This window comes from Enterococcus sp. AZ196 (assembly GCF_050498845.1).
Lineage (GTDB): Bacteria > Bacillota > Bacilli > Lactobacillales > Enterococcaceae > Enterococcus_A > Enterococcus_A murrayae.
On sequence record NZ_JBIPAM010000001.1, the window covers coordinates 649,055 to 669,145 of the forward strand.

Annotated in this window: 19 protein-coding genes; 2 read left to right on the plus strand and 17 right to left on the minus strand. The window is 43.1% G+C overall.

Annotated features, from left to right (window positions below):
• Window positions 1-10 precede the first annotated feature (10 nt).
• The 12 genes from pheA to IGI67_RS03160 all read right to left on the minus strand — a co-directional run bounded on the left by pheA (window position 11) and on the right by IGI67_RS03160 (window position 12,080).
• Window positions 11-859: a prephenate dehydratase gene (pheA, locus tag IGI67_RS03105; RefSeq protein WP_429956713.1), complete on the minus strand. Its 849-nt coding sequence runs from the start codon at window positions 857-859 to the stop codon at window positions 11-13.
• Window positions 859-1,368, minus strand: a complete 510-nt coding sequence (locus tag IGI67_RS03110) for a shikimate kinase (RefSeq protein WP_207106461.1) — start codon at window positions 1,366-1,368, stop codon at window positions 859-861. The genes pheA and IGI67_RS03110 overlap by 1 nt, the downstream gene beginning before the upstream one ends.
• Window positions 1,368-2,651 carry a 3-phosphoshikimate 1-carboxyvinyltransferase gene (aroA, locus tag IGI67_RS03115; protein WP_429956714.1) on the minus strand — a complete coding sequence of 428 codons (1,284 nt, stop codon included), beginning with the start codon at window positions 2,649-2,651 and terminating at the stop codon, window positions 1,368-1,370. The genes IGI67_RS03110 and aroA overlap by 1 nt, the downstream gene beginning before the upstream one ends.
• 4 nt (window positions 2,652-2,655) lie before the next feature.
• Window positions 2,656-3,729: a prephenate dehydrogenase gene (locus tag IGI67_RS03120; RefSeq protein WP_429956715.1), complete on the minus strand. Its 1,074-nt coding sequence runs from the start codon at window positions 3,727-3,729 to the stop codon at window positions 2,656-2,658.
• 16 nt (window positions 3,730-3,745) lie between these two features.
• Window positions 3,746-4,906, minus strand: a complete 1,161-nt coding sequence (aroC, locus tag IGI67_RS03125) for a chorismate synthase (RefSeq protein ID WP_429956716.1) — start codon at window positions 4,904-4,906, stop codon at window positions 3,746-3,748.
• A 3-nt stretch (window positions 4,907-4,909) separates the two neighbouring features.
• Window positions 4,910-5,968 (minus strand): 3-dehydroquinate synthase, encoded by a 1,059-nt coding sequence (gene aroB / locus IGI67_RS03130; protein WP_429956717.1) that lies wholly within the window; start codon window positions 5,966-5,968, stop codon window positions 4,910-4,912.
• Window positions 5,969-6,002: 34 nt separating this feature from the next.
• Window positions 6,003-7,043: a 3-deoxy-7-phosphoheptulonate synthase gene (gene aroF / locus IGI67_RS03135; protein ID WP_429956718.1), complete on the minus strand. Its 1,041-nt coding sequence runs from the start codon at window positions 7,041-7,043 to the stop codon at window positions 6,003-6,005.
• A 21-nt stretch (window positions 7,044-7,064) separates the two neighbouring features.
• Window positions 7,065-7,943: a shikimate dehydrogenase gene (gene aroE / locus IGI67_RS03140; protein WP_429956719.1), complete on the minus strand. Its 879-nt coding sequence runs from the start codon at window positions 7,941-7,943 to the stop codon at window positions 7,065-7,067.
• A 468-nt stretch (window positions 7,944-8,411) separates the two neighbouring features.
• The gene (locus IGI67_RS03145) at window positions 8,412-9,194 is read right to left on the minus strand and encodes an ABC transporter ATP-binding protein (RefSeq protein WP_429956720.1); all 783 of its coding nucleotides are present in this window, start codon (window positions 9,192-9,194) and stop codon (window positions 8,412-8,414) included.
• Between the two features lie 4 nt (window positions 9,195-9,198).
• On the minus strand, window positions 9,199-10,080 hold the full coding sequence (locus tag IGI67_RS03150) for an ABC transporter permease (RefSeq protein WP_429956721.1): 882 nt from the start codon (window positions 10,078-10,080) through the stop codon (window positions 9,199-9,201).
• A gap of 4 nt (window positions 10,081-10,084) precedes the next feature.
• Window positions 10,085-11,095, minus strand: a complete 1,011-nt coding sequence (gene trpX / locus IGI67_RS03155; protein WP_429956722.1) for a tryptophan ABC transporter substrate-binding protein — start codon at window positions 11,093-11,095, stop codon at window positions 10,085-10,087.
• 424 nt (window positions 11,096-11,519) lie between these two features.
• A complete protein-coding gene (locus IGI67_RS03160; protein WP_429956723.1) occupies window positions 11,520-12,080 on the minus strand; it encodes a hypothetical protein in 561 nt (186 codons plus the stop codon).
• A 174-nt stretch (window positions 12,081-12,254) separates the two neighbouring features.
• Between IGI67_RS03160 and IGI67_RS03165 the strand changes: the two genes are divergently transcribed.
• The gene (locus IGI67_RS03165) at window positions 12,255-13,922 is read left to right on the plus strand and encodes a phosphoenolpyruvate carboxykinase (ATP) (protein ID WP_429956724.1); all 1,668 of its coding nucleotides are present in this window, start codon (window positions 12,255-12,257) and stop codon (window positions 13,920-13,922) included.
• Between the two features lie 90 nt (window positions 13,923-14,012).
• Window positions 14,013-15,716, plus strand: coding sequence for a fibronectin-binding protein EfbA (gene efbA, locus IGI67_RS03170; protein ID WP_429956725.1), 1,704 nt, complete (start codon window positions 14,013-14,015; stop codon window positions 15,714-15,716).
• Between the two features lie 26 nt (window positions 15,717-15,742).
• Here the strand turns inward: efbA and IGI67_RS03175 are convergent, their stop codons facing one another.
• From IGI67_RS03175 to IGI67_RS03195, 5 genes are all read right to left on the minus strand, one after another.
• Window positions 15,743-16,759: an AI-2E family transporter gene (locus IGI67_RS03175; protein WP_429956726.1), complete on the minus strand. Its 1,017-nt coding sequence runs from the start codon at window positions 16,757-16,759 to the stop codon at window positions 15,743-15,745.
• 212 nt (window positions 16,760-16,971) lie between these two features.
• Window positions 16,972-17,598, minus strand: a complete 627-nt coding sequence (gene pyrE / locus IGI67_RS03180; protein ID WP_429956727.1) for an orotate phosphoribosyltransferase — start codon at window positions 17,596-17,598, stop codon at window positions 16,972-16,974.
• The gene (gene pyrF / locus IGI67_RS03185; protein WP_429956728.1) at window positions 17,599-18,315 is read right to left on the minus strand and encodes an orotidine-5'-phosphate decarboxylase; all 717 of its coding nucleotides are present in this window, start codon (window positions 18,313-18,315) and stop codon (window positions 17,599-17,601) included.
• A gap of 50 nt (window positions 18,316-18,365) precedes the next feature.
• Window positions 18,366-19,298: a dihydroorotate dehydrogenase gene (locus IGI67_RS03190; protein ID WP_207106475.1), complete on the minus strand. Its 933-nt coding sequence runs from the start codon at window positions 19,296-19,298 to the stop codon at window positions 18,366-18,368.
• Complete coding sequence (locus IGI67_RS03195) at window positions 19,298-20,086, minus strand: dihydroorotate dehydrogenase electron transfer subunit (protein WP_429958603.1); 789 nt, start codon at window positions 20,084-20,086, stop codon at window positions 19,298-19,300. Before IGI67_RS03195 ends, IGI67_RS03190 begins: the two co-directional genes overlap by 1 nt.
• Window positions 20,087-20,091 lie beyond the last annotated feature (5 nt).

The window sequence follows — 20,091 nt, forward strand, 5'->3', positions numbered from 1 at the left end:
ACCTTAACTACTAAGATTTTCTAACCTGTGGAAGATATGTTGGATAATCACCGATCAATGTGACGGTAAAGTTCTGTTCCTTTAACTGATCGAGTACGCTGCTGAGCGTCCCTTCTTCTGGTGTTTCCAAATCAATAATAAAGAAATATTCACCTAATTTTGTTTTTTGTGTGCGAGATTCGATCTTGGTCAGGTTGATGTTCTCTCCTGCAAAGATCGCTAAGCACTGATAAAGCGCTCCGGGATGGTCAGACGCCAAATCGAATAAAATCGTCGCCTTATTTTTTCCATGTGGCATGTTCCCCGCAACCGGCTGTGCACCCAAGACCCAGAAGCGTGTCTCATTCTCAGTGATTGACTGGATATTTTCCTGTACGATTGTTAACCCAAATTGTTTGGCCGCAGCACGCGAACCGATCGCTGCATACCGCTTATCAGGATTATCAGCGACTTTTTGCGCGCCTTGAGCGGTTGAACCGATCTGCTCGATATCGACTGTCGGAAAATGATTCATCAGAAAGACTTGTGATTGTGCCAGTGCCTGTTGATGGCTGCAGATCAATTCAGTTTCTCTCCACGATTGGGCATGAGCTGGATGGACCATTAATTGCTGCTGGATCGGCAATACAATTTCTGCCTGAATCGTCGGCAATGTTTGAAAAATCAAATCTAGCGTCGGCAGTACAGAGCCCTCGATCGTATTTTCGATAGGAACAACACAATAGTCCAACGCGCCCTTTCGCTGTTCTTCCAGCAATGCGGTTAAGGAATCATAGGGCAAAAGTGACTCTTCTTTAAAAAAGTTCGCTGCAGCACTGTATGTGAATGACCCTCTTGGTCCCAAATAACCAACTTTCATTACGAAGCGACCTCGACTTGTTGAATGATTTCTTCCACGATGTCTTTTGGCAATTTTTCTGAGGTATCTACAGTGATTTTCGCCAATTTTTCATAGAGCTTCTCCCGTGAAAAGAATAAACGTTTTAAGTCGCCATCATCATTTTTGATCGCTAATGGACGAATGTTTACTTTGTCCTCGCGAATTCGTTTTACGAGTACATTAGCATCGGCCTTTAGATAGACCACCAATTTATCTGATAACACCTTTTGATTTTCTTTTTGCAAGATGACTCCCCCGCCGGTTGCGATAACGGATTCTTGATTCAATGCTTCTTTTAACAGATTCGATTCATGCTCACGGAAAGAGGCTTCCCCATGTTCTTCAAAATAATCACTGATCGGCTGGCCGATCCGCTCAACTAATACATCATCCATATCTACTACACGGGCATTCAGTGTAGCGGCAAGTTCTTTACTAATAGTGGTTTTTCCGGCTCCCATAAAGCCGATTAAGACAATTGATTCCATTAGACATTCTCCTTTATTATTGAGCTTAAGTCAGTGAAAAAGTTCGGATAAGAAATATTGATGGCTTCAGGATTATTGAGTTCGACGGCTTCTTCTGTCAGCAAAGCTGCGATCTGCAGCATCATTCCGATTCGATGGTCACCATGGCTGTCAACAATTCCGCCGTGTAACGGGGTTGGACCATGAATGATCATTCCATCATCAGTCGTTTCAATATCTGCGCCTAATTTATTCAACTCTAGGGCTGTTGCGTCGATTCGATTGGTTTCCTTAACTTTTAACTCTTGGGCATCGCGAATGATCGTTGTCCCGTTCGCTTGTGTTGCCGCTAAAGCAATGACGGGAAGCTCATCGATTAAGCGCGGAATGATTTCTCCGCCGATTTCAACAGCTTTTAATGCTGCGGACTTGATCAAAAGATCTGCGGCCTGATTTTGCTGATCAAGAGCCGCTTCTTGGATATTTGCGCCCATTTCTTGCAGTACATCCAAAATACCAGTACGCGTTGGATTCATACCAACATGCTTTAAGCAAAGATTGCTTTCTGGCAGCAAACTAGCTGCTACAAGATAAAAGGCGGCAGAGGAAATATCTCCAGGAACGGTCACTTCTTGTCCAATCAGCTGCTGTCCTCCGACTACAGTAATAGTTTTATCCTCGACGGAAATCTTTCCACCGAATTGTTTGATCATTTCTTCCGTATGATTGCGTGATTTTTCTTTTTCAATAATAGTAGTTAAACCATCTGCCTGTAGTGCGGCAAAAAGAATCGCCGATTTGACTTGAGCACTGGCGATCGGCATTTCATAGGTGATCGCTGATAATTGTTTGCCGTCAATTTTAATAGGAGGAAATTCACTTCCTTCTTTGCCCTGCAGGTCTCCCCCCATTGCTCTTAGTGGTCCCATAACACGTTCCATCGGGCGGCGATTTAATGAAGCATCACCAGCGATTTCTGAGTGGAACGGCCGCCCTGCCAAAATACCTAACACCAAACGCATCGTCGTACCAGAATTTCCGGCATCTAGCAGGTCTTTGGGGGCTTGCAAATGCTCTATCCCTTTTCCTTCAACGGTTATTTCTTTGCCGTCATCATTAATCGTCACACCTAATGCTTTAAAAAGAGCAATAGTGCTCAAACAATCCTCTGCTCTTAAAAAGTTGTGTACGGTCGTCTTCCCATGACTAATCGCACCGAACATGATACTGCGATGTGAAATGGATTTATCTGCTGGTACGGTCAGTTCACCGTTTAGCCCTGTTTTAGTATTTAATAGTTTCATTTGTTCAACTCCTTCTGCGACAACGAAAATCCGCTTCTTCAATTAGTAATTGTCCTTTTTCCAGGTCCGTTTGATTCTTAAATGAAAGTTCTAAAACACCGAAAATATCTTCCCGCGTTTCCTGAATTTTCAAGTTAATAATTGAGATGTCTGCCTCGCTTATAATCGTCATGACTTTGGCGATTGCCCCTGCGATATCCGGAATATCGATATAAAGATCATAAAATGCTGGAATCACTCCACGATCTTTAGTTGGTAGCTGGTCACGTGAATGCTTTGCCTGACTAAAGAAGTCATAGATTGCTGGCTGATCTTCCCTTATTAAGCTTTCACGAATTTTAGTCATTTCATTTTGCCAGCCGCTGATCAAATCTAGTAAAATCGAACGATTAGTCAGCAAGATATCGGTCCACATTTGCGGATCTGATGAAGCAATTCGTGTGATATCGCGAAAACCACCAGCAGCGAGTTGTGTTGCACGAGGATGAGCTTCTGCTAGCTGATCACTCATCCTTACCAAACCTGATGCCACGATGTGAGGCAAGTGGCTCAAGACCCCTACGATCTCATCATGAGATTCAGGTTCAATCACAACAAATTTCGCGCGAGTCGGCTCTAATAATGCCATTAATGGCTCAACATTCGTTCCTTCAGACGGTGTCAAAATGTAGTAGGCCTCTTCAAAAAGATTGGGGTTTCCTGCTTTGACTCCCGATTTGTGAGAGCCTGCCATCGGATGTCCGCCAATAAATGTAAAGGGCAGCGTTTTAGCTAATTTCATGACCTCATTTTTTGTACTGCCGGTGTCCGTAACAATGACAGATTCTTTTAACGGCAGACGTGACAGTTCATGCAAATAATGCAGTGTCGATAAAACGGGTACGGCTAGAATAATGATATCCATCTCAGGTGCTCTTTTAATAGAAGCAATTTGATCAACTAATCCAACTTCCTCAGCGATTTCACGAGTTTCTTGCGAATAATCCCAGCCAAACAGCTCGATTGTTGGATTTTTGATTGCCCTGCAAAGTGAAGCGCCGATTAGACCGAGTCCTAAGACGAACACTTTTTTTCTCATAGACGTACCCTCTCTCCTAAAAGTTTTTAATGGCTTCACGGTATTCAGCAACCGCTTGCTGTAGTTCATCAATTGTATCTGATGAAAATTTCTCTAAAATCTCTTCTGCTAATACTGTAGCAACGACATGCTCTGCTACAACCGAGGCCGCAGGAACTGCCGTGCTGTCTGAGCGTTCAACGCTTGCTTTGTATGGCTCTTTTGTATCGATATCGACACTCATCAGCGGTTTGTACAAAGTCGGGATCGGCTTCATTACTCCGCGAACGATAATCTGTTCACCATTGGTCATTCCGCCTTCGAAGCCGCCAAGGTGATTACTTGTCCGGCTGTAGCCCTGCTGCCAAACGATCTCATCCATTACCTTTGAACCCGGTCGTCGTGCTGCCTCAAAACCAATCCCGAATTCAACTCCTTTGAAGGCATTGATACTCATCATGATTTGAGCGATTTTACCGTCTAACTTGCGATCCCATTGAACATAGCTGCCTAATCCGGCAGGCACGTTGTCTGTTCGTACCTCTACGACACCGCCAATGGTATCTCCTGCCTTTTTAGTTTGGTCGATCAGTTCTTTCACGGCTTCTTCCACTGTTTCGTCGACCATATTGACTTCAGAGACAGCAGTTTTTGCTTTGATATCCTCAACACTTAGCTTTTCTGGGACATTCGCATCGATTCCCCCTAAAACGGCAACGTGACTGGCGATTTCAATATCGACTGCTGCTAAGATTTGTTTAGCAAGAGCCCCGATTGCTACCCGCATCGTAGTTTCACGAGCAGATGAACGCTCAAGCACATTACGAAGATCATTATGATGGTATTTCATACCGCCAACTAAATCAGCGTGCCCTGGTCGCGGTTTTGAAACCCGACGTAATTTCTCATCCTTTTCAGCCACCGCTTCGACTGACATGACCTTCTGCCAATTTTTCCAATCGCGGTTTTCGACGATCATGGTGATTGGAGATCCTAATGTCTTGCCATGACGGACGCCAGAAGTGATCCGTACCTGGTCCTTTTCGATCTTCATTCGACCGCCGCGACCGTAGCCGCCTTGCCTCCTGCTTAATTCTTGATTGATTGCTTCAACGGAAAGTGCTAGTCCTGCTGGAACACCTTCGATAATTGTAGTTAATTCTGGTCCATGAGATTCTCCAGCTGTTAAGTAACGCATAAACTACTTCCCTTCTATTAAAAAGTCTTTTATTTCTGTCAATTTGATTTTTTGAATGTAGGCCTGACCTATTTCTTTTAACAGGACAATATTCAGGCTGTTTCCTCGCGCCTTTTTATCATGAGTGATAGCGTTATAAAATTTTTCAGCTTCCCAAGGTTGGTACCTGGTGGGTAATTGATATTTTTGATTCATGGCACTGATTTTCTCAGTGATCCCTGCTGGAGAAAGCTTTTTTTCTTCAGCTGATTGGGAAATTTTCACCATTCCGATCGCGACTGCTTCGCCGTGACTAATGGTTCCATATCCAGCCGTGTTTTCGATCGCATGACCGATCGTGTGACCGAAATTCAACAATAATCGCGAACCATTATCGAATTCATCTTCTTCTACAACGGTTTTCTTTACTTGCAAGGCTTTTAGAATGATGGCTTCACTATGAGCTAAAAGATCTTGGATTCCTGTTAGTTTCTCAAGGTCCTTCCACAGTGAAGCATCACTGATTGCGCCGCATTTGATAATTTCGGCAATGCCCTCCGGAACGCGAAGTTCTGGTAAAGTAGTCAATGTTTCTGGATCAATCAATACGCCATCTGGCTGGGCAAAGGTACCGATCATATTTTTCGCTTTACTTGAGTTCACTGCTGTTTTTCCGCCGATACTTGAATCGACTTGAGCAAGCAGCGAGGTGGGAATTTGAACAAAAGCGAGGCCCCGCATATATGTTGAAGCAACGAAGCTGGCTAGGTCTCCAACAACGCCTCCGCCTAACGCGATAATTGCGTCGCTGCGGGTAAACTGCTGTTCCGCTAAAAAATCATATAGCCTATTGGCCATCTCTAATGATTTGCTGCTTTCGCCCGCAGGAACGGTATAATGACAAACCTCATAGTCGGTCAGCTGTTGTTGAATCCTATCGCCGTAAAGTGGGAAGACGTGTTCGTCACTGATGATCGCGATTTTCTTATTTTGCCAAAGTGAAGCGATCCATTCACCGACAGAATCAATGGCGTGGCGCTTTACGATAATCTCGTAGCTTTTGTCTGGTAAAACAATTTCCATGAAGCGTTCCTCCTAGTACAGTAAAGAGCGGCCCTTAAATAAGTGAAGGCTCTTTTGTCAGTTCCTTGACCTTTTGCATCGCTTCTACCATGATCTCGACTTCACTCATCATTTGCAGGTAATTCTTCTCATTCAATGATTGTTCGCCGTCAGACCAAGCGTGTAATGGATCAGGATGAATCTCAACGATCATACCGTCTGCCCCGCTAGCGACACCGGCACGAGCCATTGGTGCGACTAAATCCCAAACGCCTGTCCCGTGACTTGGATCAACGATGATCGGGAAGTGGCTCAATTTTTTGATCAGTGGGACAGCACTTAAGTCAAAGGTATTTCGTGTAGCTGTTTCGTAAGTTCGAATGCCTCGCTCAATGAAGATGATTTTTGAGTTGCCTTGAACCGCAATGTATTCAGCAGCATTCAACCACTCTTGGATTGTCCCGGAAATTCCGCGCTTCAAGCCAATCGGTTTGCCTGTCTTTCCGACAGCTTCTAGCAGACGGAAGTTTTGCATGTTCCGCGCACCGATTTGAATAATATCTGTGTATTGACAAACGACATCAATATGAGCTTCATCCATTACTTCAGTGATTACTTTTAATCCATGAGCGTCAGCTGCTTTGTGCATGATCCTCAAGCCTTCTTCACCTAAGCCTTGGAAAGCGTATGGGGAAGTCCGTGGTTTGTAAGCTCCGCCACGTAAGATTTTCGCTCCGCCGGCTTTTGCCATACGAGCGGTTTCCATGATTTGTTCTTCGCCTTCGACTGAACAAGGACCAGCCATTGTTACAAAACTGCCGTCGCCGATTTTTACGCCGTCTACATCCACGACTGTATCCTGCGGATGAAATTCTCTTGAGGTTAGCTTGTAGGTGTTTGAGATAGCTACTGCTCGTTCAACAACACTGTAGGCTTGAAACGGTACATTTTGAATGATTTTCGGATCTCCTAAGAGACCTAAGACTAAGCGATCCTTGCCATGATTGATTTGGACTCCCAATCCCTCTTCTTTAATACGGGATAAAATAGGTGATAATTCAGATTCTTGAATGCCTTTTTTTATAATTAAGATCATAGTAATAACTTCCTTCGCTTTTTATTTTTTGATTGCTTCTTCCAATAACGGTTGGATTTGTTCAACAGGCATTTCCTGGCCTGTCCATAATTTGAAAGCCGCTGCTCCTTGATAAAGCAGCATGCCTAAGCCGTTGACTGTTTTTGCGCCAGCTGCTTTGGCCGCTTTTAATAATTTGGTTTCACCTGGATGATAGATGACATCAAAGACTGGCAGGTCTTTTCTTAATAATGATACATTCGGCAATGGCAGCTGATCTGTGTTGGGTGCCATCCCGATATTTGTCGCGTTGATTAATAGACTGCTTGCTCCTAAAGATTCGGTCAATTGTTTTTCATCTGCTAAGTCATGCAATTGAATTTGACAGTTGGTCTCTTCAGCGATCATCGCAAGTTTTGGCTCGATTTTTTGATAGAAATCATCCTTGATGTTAAATACATCAATCGCCTCTACTCCGTCAATCGCGGCCTGCGTAATAATTGCAGTTGCTGCGCCACCGGCTCCAAGAATCGTCATTCTCTTACCGATGATCGTTATCCCATTTTGCTTTAAGCTTTCCATGCAGCCAATGCCGTCGGTGATATGTCCAATCAATTTTCCATCCTGATTCACGATGGTATTGATTGCTCCGATCAGGCGAGCTGCTTGACTAAGCTCATCGACGTATTTGACTGCTTCCATCTTGTGAGGCATCGATAAATTGATTCCTAACATTTCAAGATCACGAATCGCTTGAATACTTTCACCAAGTCTTTCTGGCTGAACGTCAAAGCTTAAATAGACTGCATCAACCCCCGTCGCTTGGAACGCTGTTGTGTGCATCATGGGTGAAAAGCTGTGCCTTGCCGGCAACGCATATAACCCAGCCAACCGCGTTCTTCCTGAAATTTGATTTTCCATCTTTCCTCACTCCTCTTCATTTTTTATTTGTCCTATAGAAACCAGCTGCTTCGGAATCTTTGGACTCATTTTCCCAAAGCCGGAAAAATGAACTTATTCCCTTTTCGTCAATGTTTGCTGAATTGCAGCGAAACCAGCAAAAAGGCCCACCGTAGAAAATCTACAGTGAGCCTAGTCTCCCATGAAAAGATACCAAAGAAAAAGCCACTATAGATTTTCATCTATGTGGCATTAAGTCAAACTTAAAATCCTTAGCCATCATAGATACAAACTTGTGTCGTTTGCATCCATGAATCATGAATACAAACCTATCTAAAATAGCTAAAGTAATAATTATTCAGTTGTGTGTGCGTACTCTTATTCTTATTCATAAAAATCGCTCCAAACTGATTTAAGATTGAACTTAGTATAGAGTTGTTTTTCTCATAAGTCAACCCATTATTCTAATTTTCTGTAAAAAAACTTTATTTACATTACTTCAGCTACACTCTCGTTCTCTTCAAAAAGCAGGAATAAGTCCGCAAGGGTCATCTGCTTTTTCTCTTCACCACGAATATCTTTGATGATCGCTCCTTTTTCCATCACGATCACGCGATCGCCATAATTTAAAGCATCCTCCATCTTATGGGTGACCATCAAACAGGTTAGATTCTCTTCTTTGATCCGTTGATCCGTTAAAAGCATTAACTGCTTTGCTGTTTTAGGATCGAGTGCAGCTGTGTGTTCATCTAGTAATAATAAATCCGGCTTTGTAATTGTCGCCATCAGCAAGCTCAAGGCCTGACGCTGTCCGCCGGAAAGAAATCCTGTTGGGGTATCGAGATGATTTTCCAAACCATTCCCCACTAGTTTGCAAAGCTCACGATACATTTCTTTCTTTTGGTTCAACTGACGCTGACGCAATCGCCGTTTTTCGCCTCTTTTTTCTGCTAAACCTAAGTTTTCAGCGACAGTCAGTCGTGGAGCTGTTCCCATTTTCGGGTCCTGAAACACACGTGAGATAGCTGTCGCCCGTTGCTCTTCTGATAATTTGGTCAAATCCTTGCCCATTACTGAAACAGTCCCGCTATCTAATTGCAGCGTCCCGGAGATGCTGTTGAAAAGTGTACTTTTTCCTGCGCCGTTGCCGCCTAAGACTGTAACGAACTCGCCAGGGGCAATCGTCAAATCGACATTATTCAGGATTTTACGCTGATCATTCACTCCGTTGCTGATTGTTTTACTTGCTTTTTTAACCTCTAATGCATTCATACGATCACTCCTCCTTTTCCAGTCCAGTCTTTAAGTTTAATGCTTCTTTTAAGCGAGGGATCATCAGGCACAATGCCAAAATGATTGACGAGAAAATCTTCAAATAGGTGGTATCTAAGCCCGCCTTGATGATGATCAAAATCAGCAGCTGATAGATGATGCTGCCCAAAACGATCGCAACCAATCTCTCAACGAAGGTAACTTCGCCATACAATACTTCGCCGATAATAATAGAAGCCAACCCAATAACGATTACGCCCACGCCCTTGCCAATATCTGCATAGCCGTCATTTTGTGCAATCAAAGCTCCAGACAATGCGATCACACCATTTGATAAGGTTAATCCGATTACCTTCATGCGATCGGTATTGATACCGATCGAACGTGCCATGTTTTCATTGTCACCTGTCGCAATATAGGCTTGGCCAAAATCAGTGAAAAAGAAAAACAGTAGTAGAGCTACGATAATGATGATCGCGATCAAACCTAACAAAACGATATCAAAATGGTCTGGCAGGTTTAAATTTGTAAAGAAATCTTGGATTTTAGGTTGCTTTAATAAAGAAAGGTTGGGTGTCTGCATAATGAACAGCATCACCGAGTTCAATCCCGACATAACTAGAATTCCAGCTAAGATGACCGGGATTTTTCCTTTTGTATACAGCATGCCGGTAACGAAGCCTGCACACATCCCTGCAACGATTCCCAAAAGTGTTGCTAAGACTGGAGAAACCCCATTAGTGATCGCCGTCACACAGACTGCCCCGCCCAAGGGAAAGGACCCTTCAGTTGTCATATCAGGAAAATTTAAGATTCGATAAGTCATGAATATTCCCAATCCTAAGATCCCCCATAAAAATCCTTGCCCAATTGCTGAAATTACCATTTGTCTACTCCCCTTTAACTACTTCTGCTTTTTCTTTGATTTTTTCTGGAATCGTGATGCCTAACTCTTTCGCTTTTTCTTCATTGATGATCATGTCGCCATAATCAATGACATTTACTGGTGTATCTGCTGGTTTGGCTTTGCCGCTTAAGACATCTGCCGCCATTTTTCCAGTTTCAACCCCTAAATCAAATTGGTTTTGTCCAACAGTTGCGATGCCGCCTTTTTTGGCCATGTTGTCTACTGAAACAAACACTGGTTTTTTGGCTTTGTCGGATTCATTGATCAACGTTTGGAACGCACTGGCGATCGTGTTGTCTTGCGGAATATATAGGTAGTCTGTTTCCTGACAAGCTTGTTGCGTAATTTGAGCAATGTCATTACTAGAACTGATCGCGTATTTTTTAACGGTTAAGCCGTCTTTTGTGGCACGTTTTTCTGCTCGTTCAATTTGTGACTTAGAATTTTCCTCCGAAGAAGAATAGATCATACCGACTGTTTTTGCATTTGGAAACATTTCTTTTGCCATATCTAACTGCTGATCAACTGGTGTAAGATTATTTACGCCGGTGATGTTGCTCCCTGGCTTTTTCAAATCTTTTACTAAACCGGCACCGATTGGATCGCTGATAGCCCCCATGATGATCGGCTTATCACTTGTTGCGTTGGCTAATGCTTTCGCTGCTGGTGTGGCGATACCCACTAAAACATCAGAATCTTTTTCTAAGAGCTGCTGGCTCATACTGTTTAATTTGCTTTGATCGCCTTGGCCGTTTAAAAATTCAATTTTGATATTTTTGCCATCTTCGTATCCTTCTTTTTTCAATCCTTCGATTACACCGTCTTTGATTTGGTCTAACGATGGATGACTGATGAATTGCAGGATACCCACGGTTTTCATTTCTTCCTTTTTTTCGGTCGCATTTGTTTGACGCGACCCCATTTGATAAGCAAAAACACCAATTAATACGACTGCTAATGCGATGATTGATCCGATAATCCCTTTGTTTTTCATGAATATTTCCCCCGATTTTTAATTTTTGTTTTTTTGAAAATGGCTCATTCTGATGAATTTACTTCCCACTGCGTATACGAAGTGAAATTCGCAAAAAAAGACAACTACCCAAAATGCAACGGTAGTTGTCTCAAAGAAAACAAAAACCGCATAGATGGTCTCTATGCGGGAATAAGCACGAAAAAATATCCAGCATAGATACAAAATTTAGAAGTTGCCTAAATGTTGTATCTATGAGTGAATTCATAAATACAACTTATCTACGCCAGTTTTGCCAGCTATTTAATTGATTAGATAAGTTTGCTTGTTTCATGAATGTCACTCCTTCTTTTTTTTTATGTTGAGGTTAGTTTAGCGGAAAAAAAATCGACTGTCAACTCTTTTTATTAAAAAAAGCTCATTTATTTTATCCGAATTCTCATTTTTATTTTTTTAGGTCCCACATGGGTAAGCGATTCAACTCAGGAATGAACTCATTGTTCAAATCCTTCAAGCCTTCTACAACAAAGCGATTCTTTTCCTTGCCGTTATGGAAGAAAATGAACGTGACCTGGCGAGGATCAAGCTGATAGGTTTGAGCGATCGTCTCGCTGTCATAAACAATCGGATAATAATAAAATTTGCGGTTCAGCATCGTTTGCTGGTTTGGATCGTCTAGAATCGTCATGACATTATCAAAGGACGTCCCGTTTGGTTGGCTGAACATGATCGAAATCGCCTTTGTTTCTTTGATCTTTTGATCAACGGTCCGATAGTTCAGAGGAATCAGATGGTCTGATTTTAAAGAATCAAAGACTAATTCATCTAATTGATCTTGTCGGATCGTCTTTTGAGCAAATGCTGCCGAAGCGGAAAAAAGGATCGCAAAGATAACTAGACTGGCAGCGATCATTAAGGAGCGACGTTCATTTTCCGACACAATAATTATGAATTTTTGCCAAAAATTAAGTGTTTTTTCTTTAACGATTGCTAAATATCTCTCCATAATCATCCCTCCTTGCTTATCATTATATTATTTTTATCTTAAAAGCGCTACCAGCAAGAAGAAATTTCGTTTTATTTGCGTAGCTCATCCAGTCAGCGTGTTTTATATTTGATTGTTAGCGTTTTCTTTTAATGATATTATAATGATGACAACTTATTTTGAGGAGGTTTTATGATGAGCAGTATTGAACATTTTTCACGTAAGGAAATCACTAAAAGTAATCGGCTTTTCTCCAGTATTCGCAGTGTGATCGAAACAGCATTTTATGGAAATAACGTCACGCGTATCCGCCATCTTACGGATGCCTATGCCTTGGCGAAGTCCAGTCCTGGAACGATCACTACCGATCTGGATGTCGCGCATACGAGCAGATTGCAGCTTCCCACCGATGCGAAGGTCCTAGTGACGAATGATGGGAAAATCGTCGGCCGAACAGCGGCAGCGCGGCGTATTATTGGTCAGCAAGGGATCGACAGCGCTTTTTACAGTGAGCTGCTGAGAGAAGCTGTTTTCAATGCTCGGTCGAAAAAGTTTTATTCCGGCGAAGTCATTGTGGGATTAGATGAAGAATTTACTGTCAAATCTCATTTGATGATACCGGCAGACTACAGCCCCAACCTCTACTCTTATTTATTGAACTTTCAAATCGGTGACGCGAAGCACTTGTTTTATCAGCAATCAGATGAGATCCATACTGGCGATATCTTCATTTTTGCTGACCCGGATTGGGAGCATCCTGACTTTCCTGATGGTGTGGTGGTGATTGATCCGCTTCATAATTGTGCCGGGATTTTAGGGCTGCGCTATTTTGGCGAATTGAAGAAGGCTACACTGACCCTAGCTTGGGCCACAGCACATCGTAACGGCTTTATTGCGTGCCATGGCGGGATGAAGCAATATTTGCTGGAGGACAAAAAATACACGATGGCAGCATTTGGTCTGTCAGGCTCTGGAAAATCGACGATCACCCTAGCAAAGCCTAAAAATAAAGGAGAGGTTCACGTTCTCCATGATGATGCGTTTGTTATTTCCAAAAAGAAAGGCTCAACTACAGCATTAGAGCCTGCCTATTTTGATAAAACCCAAGACTACCCTATGAGCAGTGAGGAGATAAAATATATTGTGACTGCACAGAATGTTGGGGTGACCTTGGACGAGGAAAATAAGAAGGTCTTGGTTACAGAGGATATCCGCAACGGGAATGGCCGGAGCATTAAGAGTCGTTACGCTACACCGAATCGCGTCGATCATATTGATGAAAAAGTTGATGGCCTTTTTTGGATCATGAAGGATGACAGCCTGCCGCCATTGATCAAAATTGAGGATCCTTCCCTTGCTGCTGTTTTTGGTGCGACGTTGGCGACGAAGCGATCGACTGCGGAGAATGTTGTTGGTGAGGTGACCGATCAATTAGTTATCGAGCCCTTTGCCAACCCCTTCCGCTGCTATCCGCTGCAGGAGGATTATCAAGACTTCAAAGACTTGTTCCAAAAACAAAAAACAGCCTGCTTCATTTTAAATACCGGTGATTTCAAGGGACGCAAGGTCACACCGGATGAAACCCTCAGCAGTATTGAAAAAATCGTTGACGGAACGGCGAAATTCAAGCCTTTTGGTCCGCTGAAGAAGATTAGCTATCTGCCGGTTAAAAAACACGAGCCGGATTTCAACAGCCATCATTACCTGCTTCACCTGATGACGCGACTTGAGACAAGGCTTGCCTTTGTCCAATCGCGCAAAACCTATCAAGGCGGCTACGATCGATTGCCGAATGAAGCCGAACAGCTGCTGCTTCAGCTGCTTGATGAGCTGCATAGTTTTAAGGAATCGATTAGTGTTTAACAGATGACCTGCTTCTCCAATGACTTATTTGGTCATTGGAGCTTTTTTGTTTATAATAGACGTATTATGAATAGAAATGAGGGATAAAACATGTCCTTTGACGGAGTTTTTACCCATGCAATGGTACGAGAATTGAAGGATCAGCTCGTTTCCGGAAGAATATCTAAGATACATCAGCCTTATGAAAATGAAGTCGTACTGGTTATACGTGCTCGAGGAAAGAATCAACGCCTGCTGCTTTCGGCGCATCCTAGCTATGCTCGTATCCAGCTGACAGAGATTGCTTATACCAATCCTGATAATCCGCCAAATTTCGTGATGATGTTGCGTAAGCATCTTGAAGGCGCGATATTAGAAAATATCCATCAGGTGGAAAACGATCGGGTGGTTCATTTTACCTTCAGCAAGCGGGATGAACTGGGCGATCTGCAAAATATTGTTCTGATCGTGGAGCTGATGGGACGGCATTCAACAATCGTCTTGCTGAATAAGCAAACTGGAAAGATTTTAGATGCCATCAAGCATATCGGCCACTCGCAAAACACTTATCGATCGATCCTGCCAGGCAGCGAATACATCGAGCCGCCAAAGCAAGAGCAGGTGAATCCATTCCATGCGACAAAGGAGCAGGTATTTACGCTTCTTTCCACTGCTGAAACACTTGATGGTCGGTATCTGCAGCAAAATTTCCAAGGCTTGGGACGAGATACGGCAGAGGAACTGGCCTTCCGTTTTTCCAAAAGACCAAATGAGAAAATGGCTGTTTGGGATAGCTTTTGGGCAAGTATTCAGGAAGAGCTGGCCCCCACCTTGGGAACAAAAAATAACAAAGAATTCTTTACTCCGGTTCCTTTCGAGACTCTTGATAAGACCGAAACGTATGATAGCTTAAGTGCGTTACTTGATGCTTTTTATGGTGAAAAAGCCGAAAAGGATCGGGTTAAACAGCTGGGAAATGAATTGATTCGCAAGGTAGAAAATGAAATCAAGCGGAATCAAACCAAGCTTGCGAAGCGACAAAAAACCTTGCAGGATTCTGAAAATGCCGAAGAATATCGACGCGATGGTGAATTGCTGACGACATTTATGGCTCAAGTCCCGCGCGGCGTCGATCGTGTGGAGCTGCAAAATTATTATGAAGACAATGCCCCGATCACAATCAAGTTGAATCCAGCGTTGACACCTAATCAAAATGCACAAAAATACTTTCAAAAGTATCAGAAGCTGAAAAATGCAGTCAAATTGGTCTATGATCAAATCGCAGAAGCAAAGGATGAAATTGCTTATCTCGAATCTGTTCTTGCCCAGTTAGAGATTGCGGGTCCGATGGATATCGAGGTTATCAAGGAAGAGCTGGTCGCCAGCGGCTACTTGAAGAAAAAACGCAGCAAGAAGAATCGAAATCATGCGCCTTCCAAGCCCGAGCGCTTTATCGCCAGTGACGGAACAACGATCCTAGTCGGTAAAAATAACTTGCAAAATGACCAGTTGACCCTGAAGCAAGCACGCAAGACGGACATTTGGCTTCATGCGAAGAATATCCCCGGCTCCCACGTCATTGTAAAAAGCGATGATCCTAGCGAGGAAACGTTATTAGAAGCAGCTGAGCTAGCTGCCTACTTCTCGAAATTTCGACAATCGGCGCAAGTTCCGGTGGATTATGTAGCGGTCAAGCATGTTCATAAGCCTAACGGTGCTAAGCCTGGATTTGTGATTTATGAGAATCAGAAAACATTGTTTGTGACACCAGAAGAATCGGTGATTGAGCAATTACGAAAAAATGGAACAGCCTAGTATGGCTGCTCCATTTTTTCGTTGAATTAGTCTTTCGTCAATTTCGTACGGATTTTAACTCCTAAGATTTCTAAGAAGAAGTTGAAAATGGGAATACCGACGATCAATCCCCAGACACCGAGGAATTTTTCACTAACTAATAAAATAACGAAAGTATAAAAGATCGGCAGCTTGGTCCGGCTCGACATAAACTTTGGATTCAAGATGTAAGCTTCGACACAATGAACGACCACAATCAAAATCAATACGTAAATGACAGTCTGAATCCCTCCTGTTGAATAAGCAATCAGAGTCAACGGGATACAAGAAAAAATCACTCCGGCTACAGGTATTAAACTTAAGAAGAAAATCATAATCGCTAATGTCGGCAATTGCGTGAAGCCAATCAGCCCCAGTCCAACTGTTGTGATCACTGTATTTACGATCGCGATCAACAGCTGTACCTCTACCACCACACCAAAGGTCTCAACGAAAACCTTGGCAAAATAATAGATATCTTGGAAAAACCAAGCATACTCGCTGCTCAGGAAGTTTCTTGAAAAGAGAATGGTCTTCTCTTTTTCCACCATAAAGAAAAAACTCAGAATAAAGGACATGATAAAGGAAATAGCCAAGCGGCCAACATTTTGCAGCTGTTCCAAGAGGATGCCAGCCCCGCTTTCTACCTTGTCCTGCCAATTATGATTTTTAAAATAATTGGAAATGAAATTCGTCACCACGTCTGAACCGAACTTTTTATGCTGATAAAAATGAACGATAGAATTGTACGTTGAAGTCACTTGATCGATCAGAATCGTTGAATATCTGGAGACCAGAAGATACAGCAGCCACAGCTCCAACAGATAAAGAATCGTCGCAATCAAAAAAGTCGGTGCTTTGAGATAACGCTGGATAAATTTGACGATCTTAACTGAGATCAATGTAAAAATAAAGGTCAGTAAGATCGGTGTCATAAAATCTCTCACTAAAAATAGAACAAAGATTACTAATGCAAGGACAGTGAAGCGTCGCAGGCGGGTGTTGTTTAGAAATTTTTCATACATAATGGATACCCTCTTATTCCTATTAATCAATTGTTTTTGCTAGCTATCGGTGAGCGATAAAGCTTGAAATTCATGCAAAAAACTACTGAAAATAATATACCATTAAACTGCTTTTTCAGCTCCTAATATACCTATCGTATTTTTTTAACACAAAAAAATCGCTGAATCGCACGTATGCGACTCAACGATTTAAATAAACACAGAGGTGGGCTTTAGCTTAACCAGTTCTCTGGATCTTTGCGCCATTTTTTTAGCAAATCAAGCTGTTCCTGATTGATGTAGTTTTCCTGCAAGGCACTTTCAATCAGTGTTGAATAATTAGTCAAAGTTGCAAGGGGCATATCGGCTGCTTCAAAATTATTCTTCCCTTTTGCCAATTCATAAGTGAAGATTGCTGCAACGCCTAAAACATCGGCCCCTTCTCTTTTTGCGGCAGCAGCAGCTTCTAACACGCTGCCTCCAGTTGAGATCAAATCTTCAATTACGACCATTTTTTGGCCTTCCTTGATTCGGCCTTCGATTTGGTTGCCGCGACCGTGGTCCTTGGCTTTGCTGCGAATATAAACCATCGGTAAATCTAGAATCTCTGCCACCCAAGCAGCATGTGGAATACCTGCTGTTGCAGTTCCGGCAATGACTTCAACATTTGGGAATGTTTCTTTGATTTTTGCTGCCAAACCTTGTGCGATCGCGCGGCGAACTTCTGGATAGCTCATGGTTACGCGGTTGTCACAATAAATTGGCGATTTTAATCCGCTGGCCCAAGTAAAAGGCGCATCGGGACTTAATGAAACTGCTTCGATTGATAATAAATCTTTGGCGATTTGTTCTGCGATCATTTATACTTCACCGTTCCATTCTTTTTTGATTTGTAAATAGCTTTGATAAGGCTCGTCTGCTTGTGTGATGGGTCTTCCGACAACGATATAATTTGATCCGATCTCACGAGCTTTTGCGGGTGTCATCACACGTTTTTGGTCGCCGACACTGGCGCCCTGCGGACGGATGCCTGGTGTCAGGCAGATAAAGTCTGTACTCGTTGCTTGATGGATTTTTTCCACCTCATGAGCAGAACAGACAACACCGTCTAATCCTGCTTTTTCTGTGCATTGTGCGTAATGCAGCACACTTTCTTGCAGGCTGACCTTGATCAGCTGATCTTCCTGCATTTGTTCTTCGCTAGTCGACGTTAATTGCGTGACGGCGATCAGTTCAGGAACGGCTTGCTTTTCAGGTGTGCCCTCAATCAAGCCCTGCTTAGCTGCTTGCATCATTTCTACTCCACCTGCTGCATGGACGTTTGTGATCTTGACCCCCATTTTGGCGATTCCACGCATTGCTTTTTGAACAGTATTGGGGATATCGTGCAGCTTTAAATCAAGGAAAATATCGTGGCCTTGTGCACGTAAAAAATTGACGATCGCTGGGCCCTCTTGATAAAAGAGCTCCATTCCGATCTTCACAAATAATTTCTCATTGATTGGGAAATGGGTCAAAAATTTTTCGATCTCTTGCTTTGAAGCAAAGTCAAAAGCGATAATTGGTCGTTTTTCCATTCGAACGACTCCTTTTTCGATTTAGTCAGTTTAAGTAAAGGACGAGCATTTTAACCACGGGAAATTGGATTGGCAGCTCTTACTTCTTGGCGTAATTGTTCCAAAGATTCAATGCCTAACTCTGCCATGCGAATTGGCAGCTCTTCAATCAGCTTAGGACAAATATATGGATCGGTGAAATTCGCCGTTCCGACTGCGACTGCACTGGCACCTGCCATAAACATTTCCAGCACGTCATCAACCGTTTGAACTCCGCCCATGCCGATGATCGGTAATTCACTGACAGCAGCGACTTGATTGATTAAACGGATTGCAACTGGCTTGATAGCTGGTCCAGATAATCCACCTGTCCGATTAGCCAAAATCGGCTGACGTGTTTTCAAATCGATGCGCATGCCTAATAAGGTATTGATCATTGTAAAGCCGTCTGCACCACCTTTTTCAATTGCTTTAGCGATGGGCACGATATCTGTGACATTTGGACTTAGCTTGACATATACCGGCACATTTGCAACCTCTTTGACTGCTTTTGTTAGACGATAAGCAACTTCAGGATCTGTTCCAAAAGCGATTCCGCCGTGTTTTACATTAGGACATGAGATATTCAATTCGATGGCTTTGACATTGGGCGCGTCGCCGATTTTGCCGCAGACCTCGACATAGTCTTCCTCGCATGCCCCTGCTACATTAGCGATGATCGGCAGCTCTTGATATTTTTCCAGGCTTGGCAAAATGTCTGTCAATACTACCTCCATGCCGGGATTTTGCAGTCCGATCGCGTTCAGCATGCCGCTGGGTGTTTCTGCTACTCGCGGCGTCGCATTGCCATACCGTTCTTTTGGCGTTGTCGCCTTGATCATAATGGCGCCTAATTGATTCAAATCATAATAATCCGCGTATTCTTTACCGAATCCGAAGCAGCCGCTTGCCGGCATGATCGGATTTTTTAAGTCTAAACCAGGTAATTTGACTGTGATACTCATTAAAAAATGACCTCCCCTGCTTGGAAAACGGGCCCGTCTTCACATACTTTGACACTTTTGTTTTCATCCTCAGGTACATGGCAGACACAGGCATAACAAGCCCCCATCCCGCAAGCCATACGGGATTCCAGCGAAAGCTGAACATTGTCTACTTCAGTGTATAATTGCTCCACGGTTTTTAATAGACCGTTATTTCCGCAGGCAAAGACTGCGTCAGGCTGTTCGGACGCCGCCATCAATAAATTACCGACATTTCCTTGAATTCCGTAGGTTCCGTCATCTGTTGAAAAGCGTGTTTCACCTAATGCCTGAAACTCATCAGCATAATAGACCACTTCCTGTGAACCAAAGCCAAGAAAATGAATCACCTTCACTCCTTTTGCTTTCAACTCTTTGGAAAGCTGATACAAAGGCGGTACACCGATTCCTCCGCCAACGATAAAGGCAGTATCACCGGTGGACAATCCCTCGATCTCAAAACCGTGACCTAATGGCCCCATGACATCTAGCTGATCTCCAGTCGACATTTCCGCAAAATACTTTGTTCCATCTCCTTCGATTCGATAGATGATGGTGCAGGTTCCTTCTGCTGGATCGTATTGATTGATACTGATCGGGCGCCGCAATAATAAGTCACTTCTTGGCACTCGGATATGCAAAAATTGTCCCGGCATCGTCATTTCTTTGACTAATTCGCCAGCTAAAACCAGCTCATAGATTCTCGGTGCTAACTCTCTTTGACGAACGATCGTCATCATTTCCTGCTTCATAACGGCCTCCCTATACATCGACA

Bases quoted from the DNA above. Each gene is read 5' to 3' on its own strand.
- pheA (WP_429956713.1), bottom strand. From the start codon at position 859: ATGAAAGTTGGTTATTTGGGACCAAGAGGGTCATTCACATACAGTGCT.
- IGI67_RS03110 (WP_207106461.1), bottom strand. From the start codon at position 1,368: ATGGAATCAATTGTCTTAATCGGCTTTATGGGAGCCGGAAAAACCACT.
- aroA (WP_429956714.1), bottom strand. From the start codon at position 2,651: ATGAAACTATTAAATACTAAAACAGGGCTAAACGGTGAACTGACCGTA.
- IGI67_RS03120 (WP_429956715.1), bottom strand. From the start codon at position 3,729: ATGAGAAAAAAAGTGTTCGTCTTAGGACTCGGTCTAATCGGCGCTTCA.
- aroC (WP_429956716.1), bottom strand. From the start codon at position 4,906: ATGCGTTACTTAACAGCTGGAGAATCTCATGGACCAGAATTAACTACA.
- aroB (WP_429956717.1), bottom strand. From the start codon at position 5,968: ATGGAAATTGTTTTACCAGACAAAAGCTACGAGATTATCGTAAAGCGC.
- aroF (WP_429956718.1), bottom strand. From the start codon at position 7,043: ATGATCTTAATTATAAAAAAAGGCATTCAAGAATCTGAATTATCACCT.
- aroE (WP_429956719.1), bottom strand. From the start codon at position 7,943: ATGGAAAATCAAATTTCAGGAAGAACGCGGTTGGCTGGGTTATATGCG.
- IGI67_RS03145 (WP_429956720.1), bottom strand. From the start codon at position 9,194: ATGAATGCATTAGAGGTTAAAAAAGCAAGTAAAACAATCAGCAACGGA.
- IGI67_RS03150 (WP_429956721.1), bottom strand. From the start codon at position 10,080: ATGGTAATTTCAGCAATTGGGCAAGGATTTTTATGGGGGATCTTAGGA.
- trpX (WP_429956722.1), bottom strand. From the start codon at position 11,095: ATGAAAAACAAAGGGATTATCGGATCAATCATCGCATTAGCAGTCGTA.
- IGI67_RS03160 (WP_429956723.1), bottom strand. From the start codon at position 12,080: ATGGAGAGATATTTAGCAATCGTTAAAGAAAAAACACTTAATTTTTGG.
- IGI67_RS03165 (WP_429956724.1), top strand. From the start codon at position 12,255: ATGAGCAGTATTGAACATTTTTCACGTAAGGAAATCACTAAAAGTAAT.
- efbA (WP_429956725.1), top strand. From the start codon at position 14,013: ATGTCCTTTGACGGAGTTTTTACCCATGCAATGGTACGAGAATTGAAG.
- IGI67_RS03175 (WP_429956726.1), bottom strand. From the start codon at position 16,759: ATGTATGAAAAATTTCTAAACAACACCCGCCTGCGACGCTTCACTGTC.
- pyrE (WP_429956727.1), bottom strand. From the start codon at position 17,598: ATGATCGCAGAACAAATCGCCAAAGATTTATTATCAATCGAAGCAGTT.
- pyrF (WP_429956728.1), bottom strand. From the start codon at position 18,315: ATGGAAAAACGACCAATTATCGCTTTTGACTTTGCTTCAAAGCAAGAG.
- IGI67_RS03190 (WP_207106475.1), bottom strand. From the start codon at position 19,298: ATGAGTATCACAGTCAAATTACCTGGTTTAGACTTAAAAAATCCGATC.
- IGI67_RS03195 (WP_429958603.1), bottom strand. From the start codon at position 20,086: ATGTATAGGGAGGCCGTTATGAAGCAGGAAATGATGACGATCGTTCGT.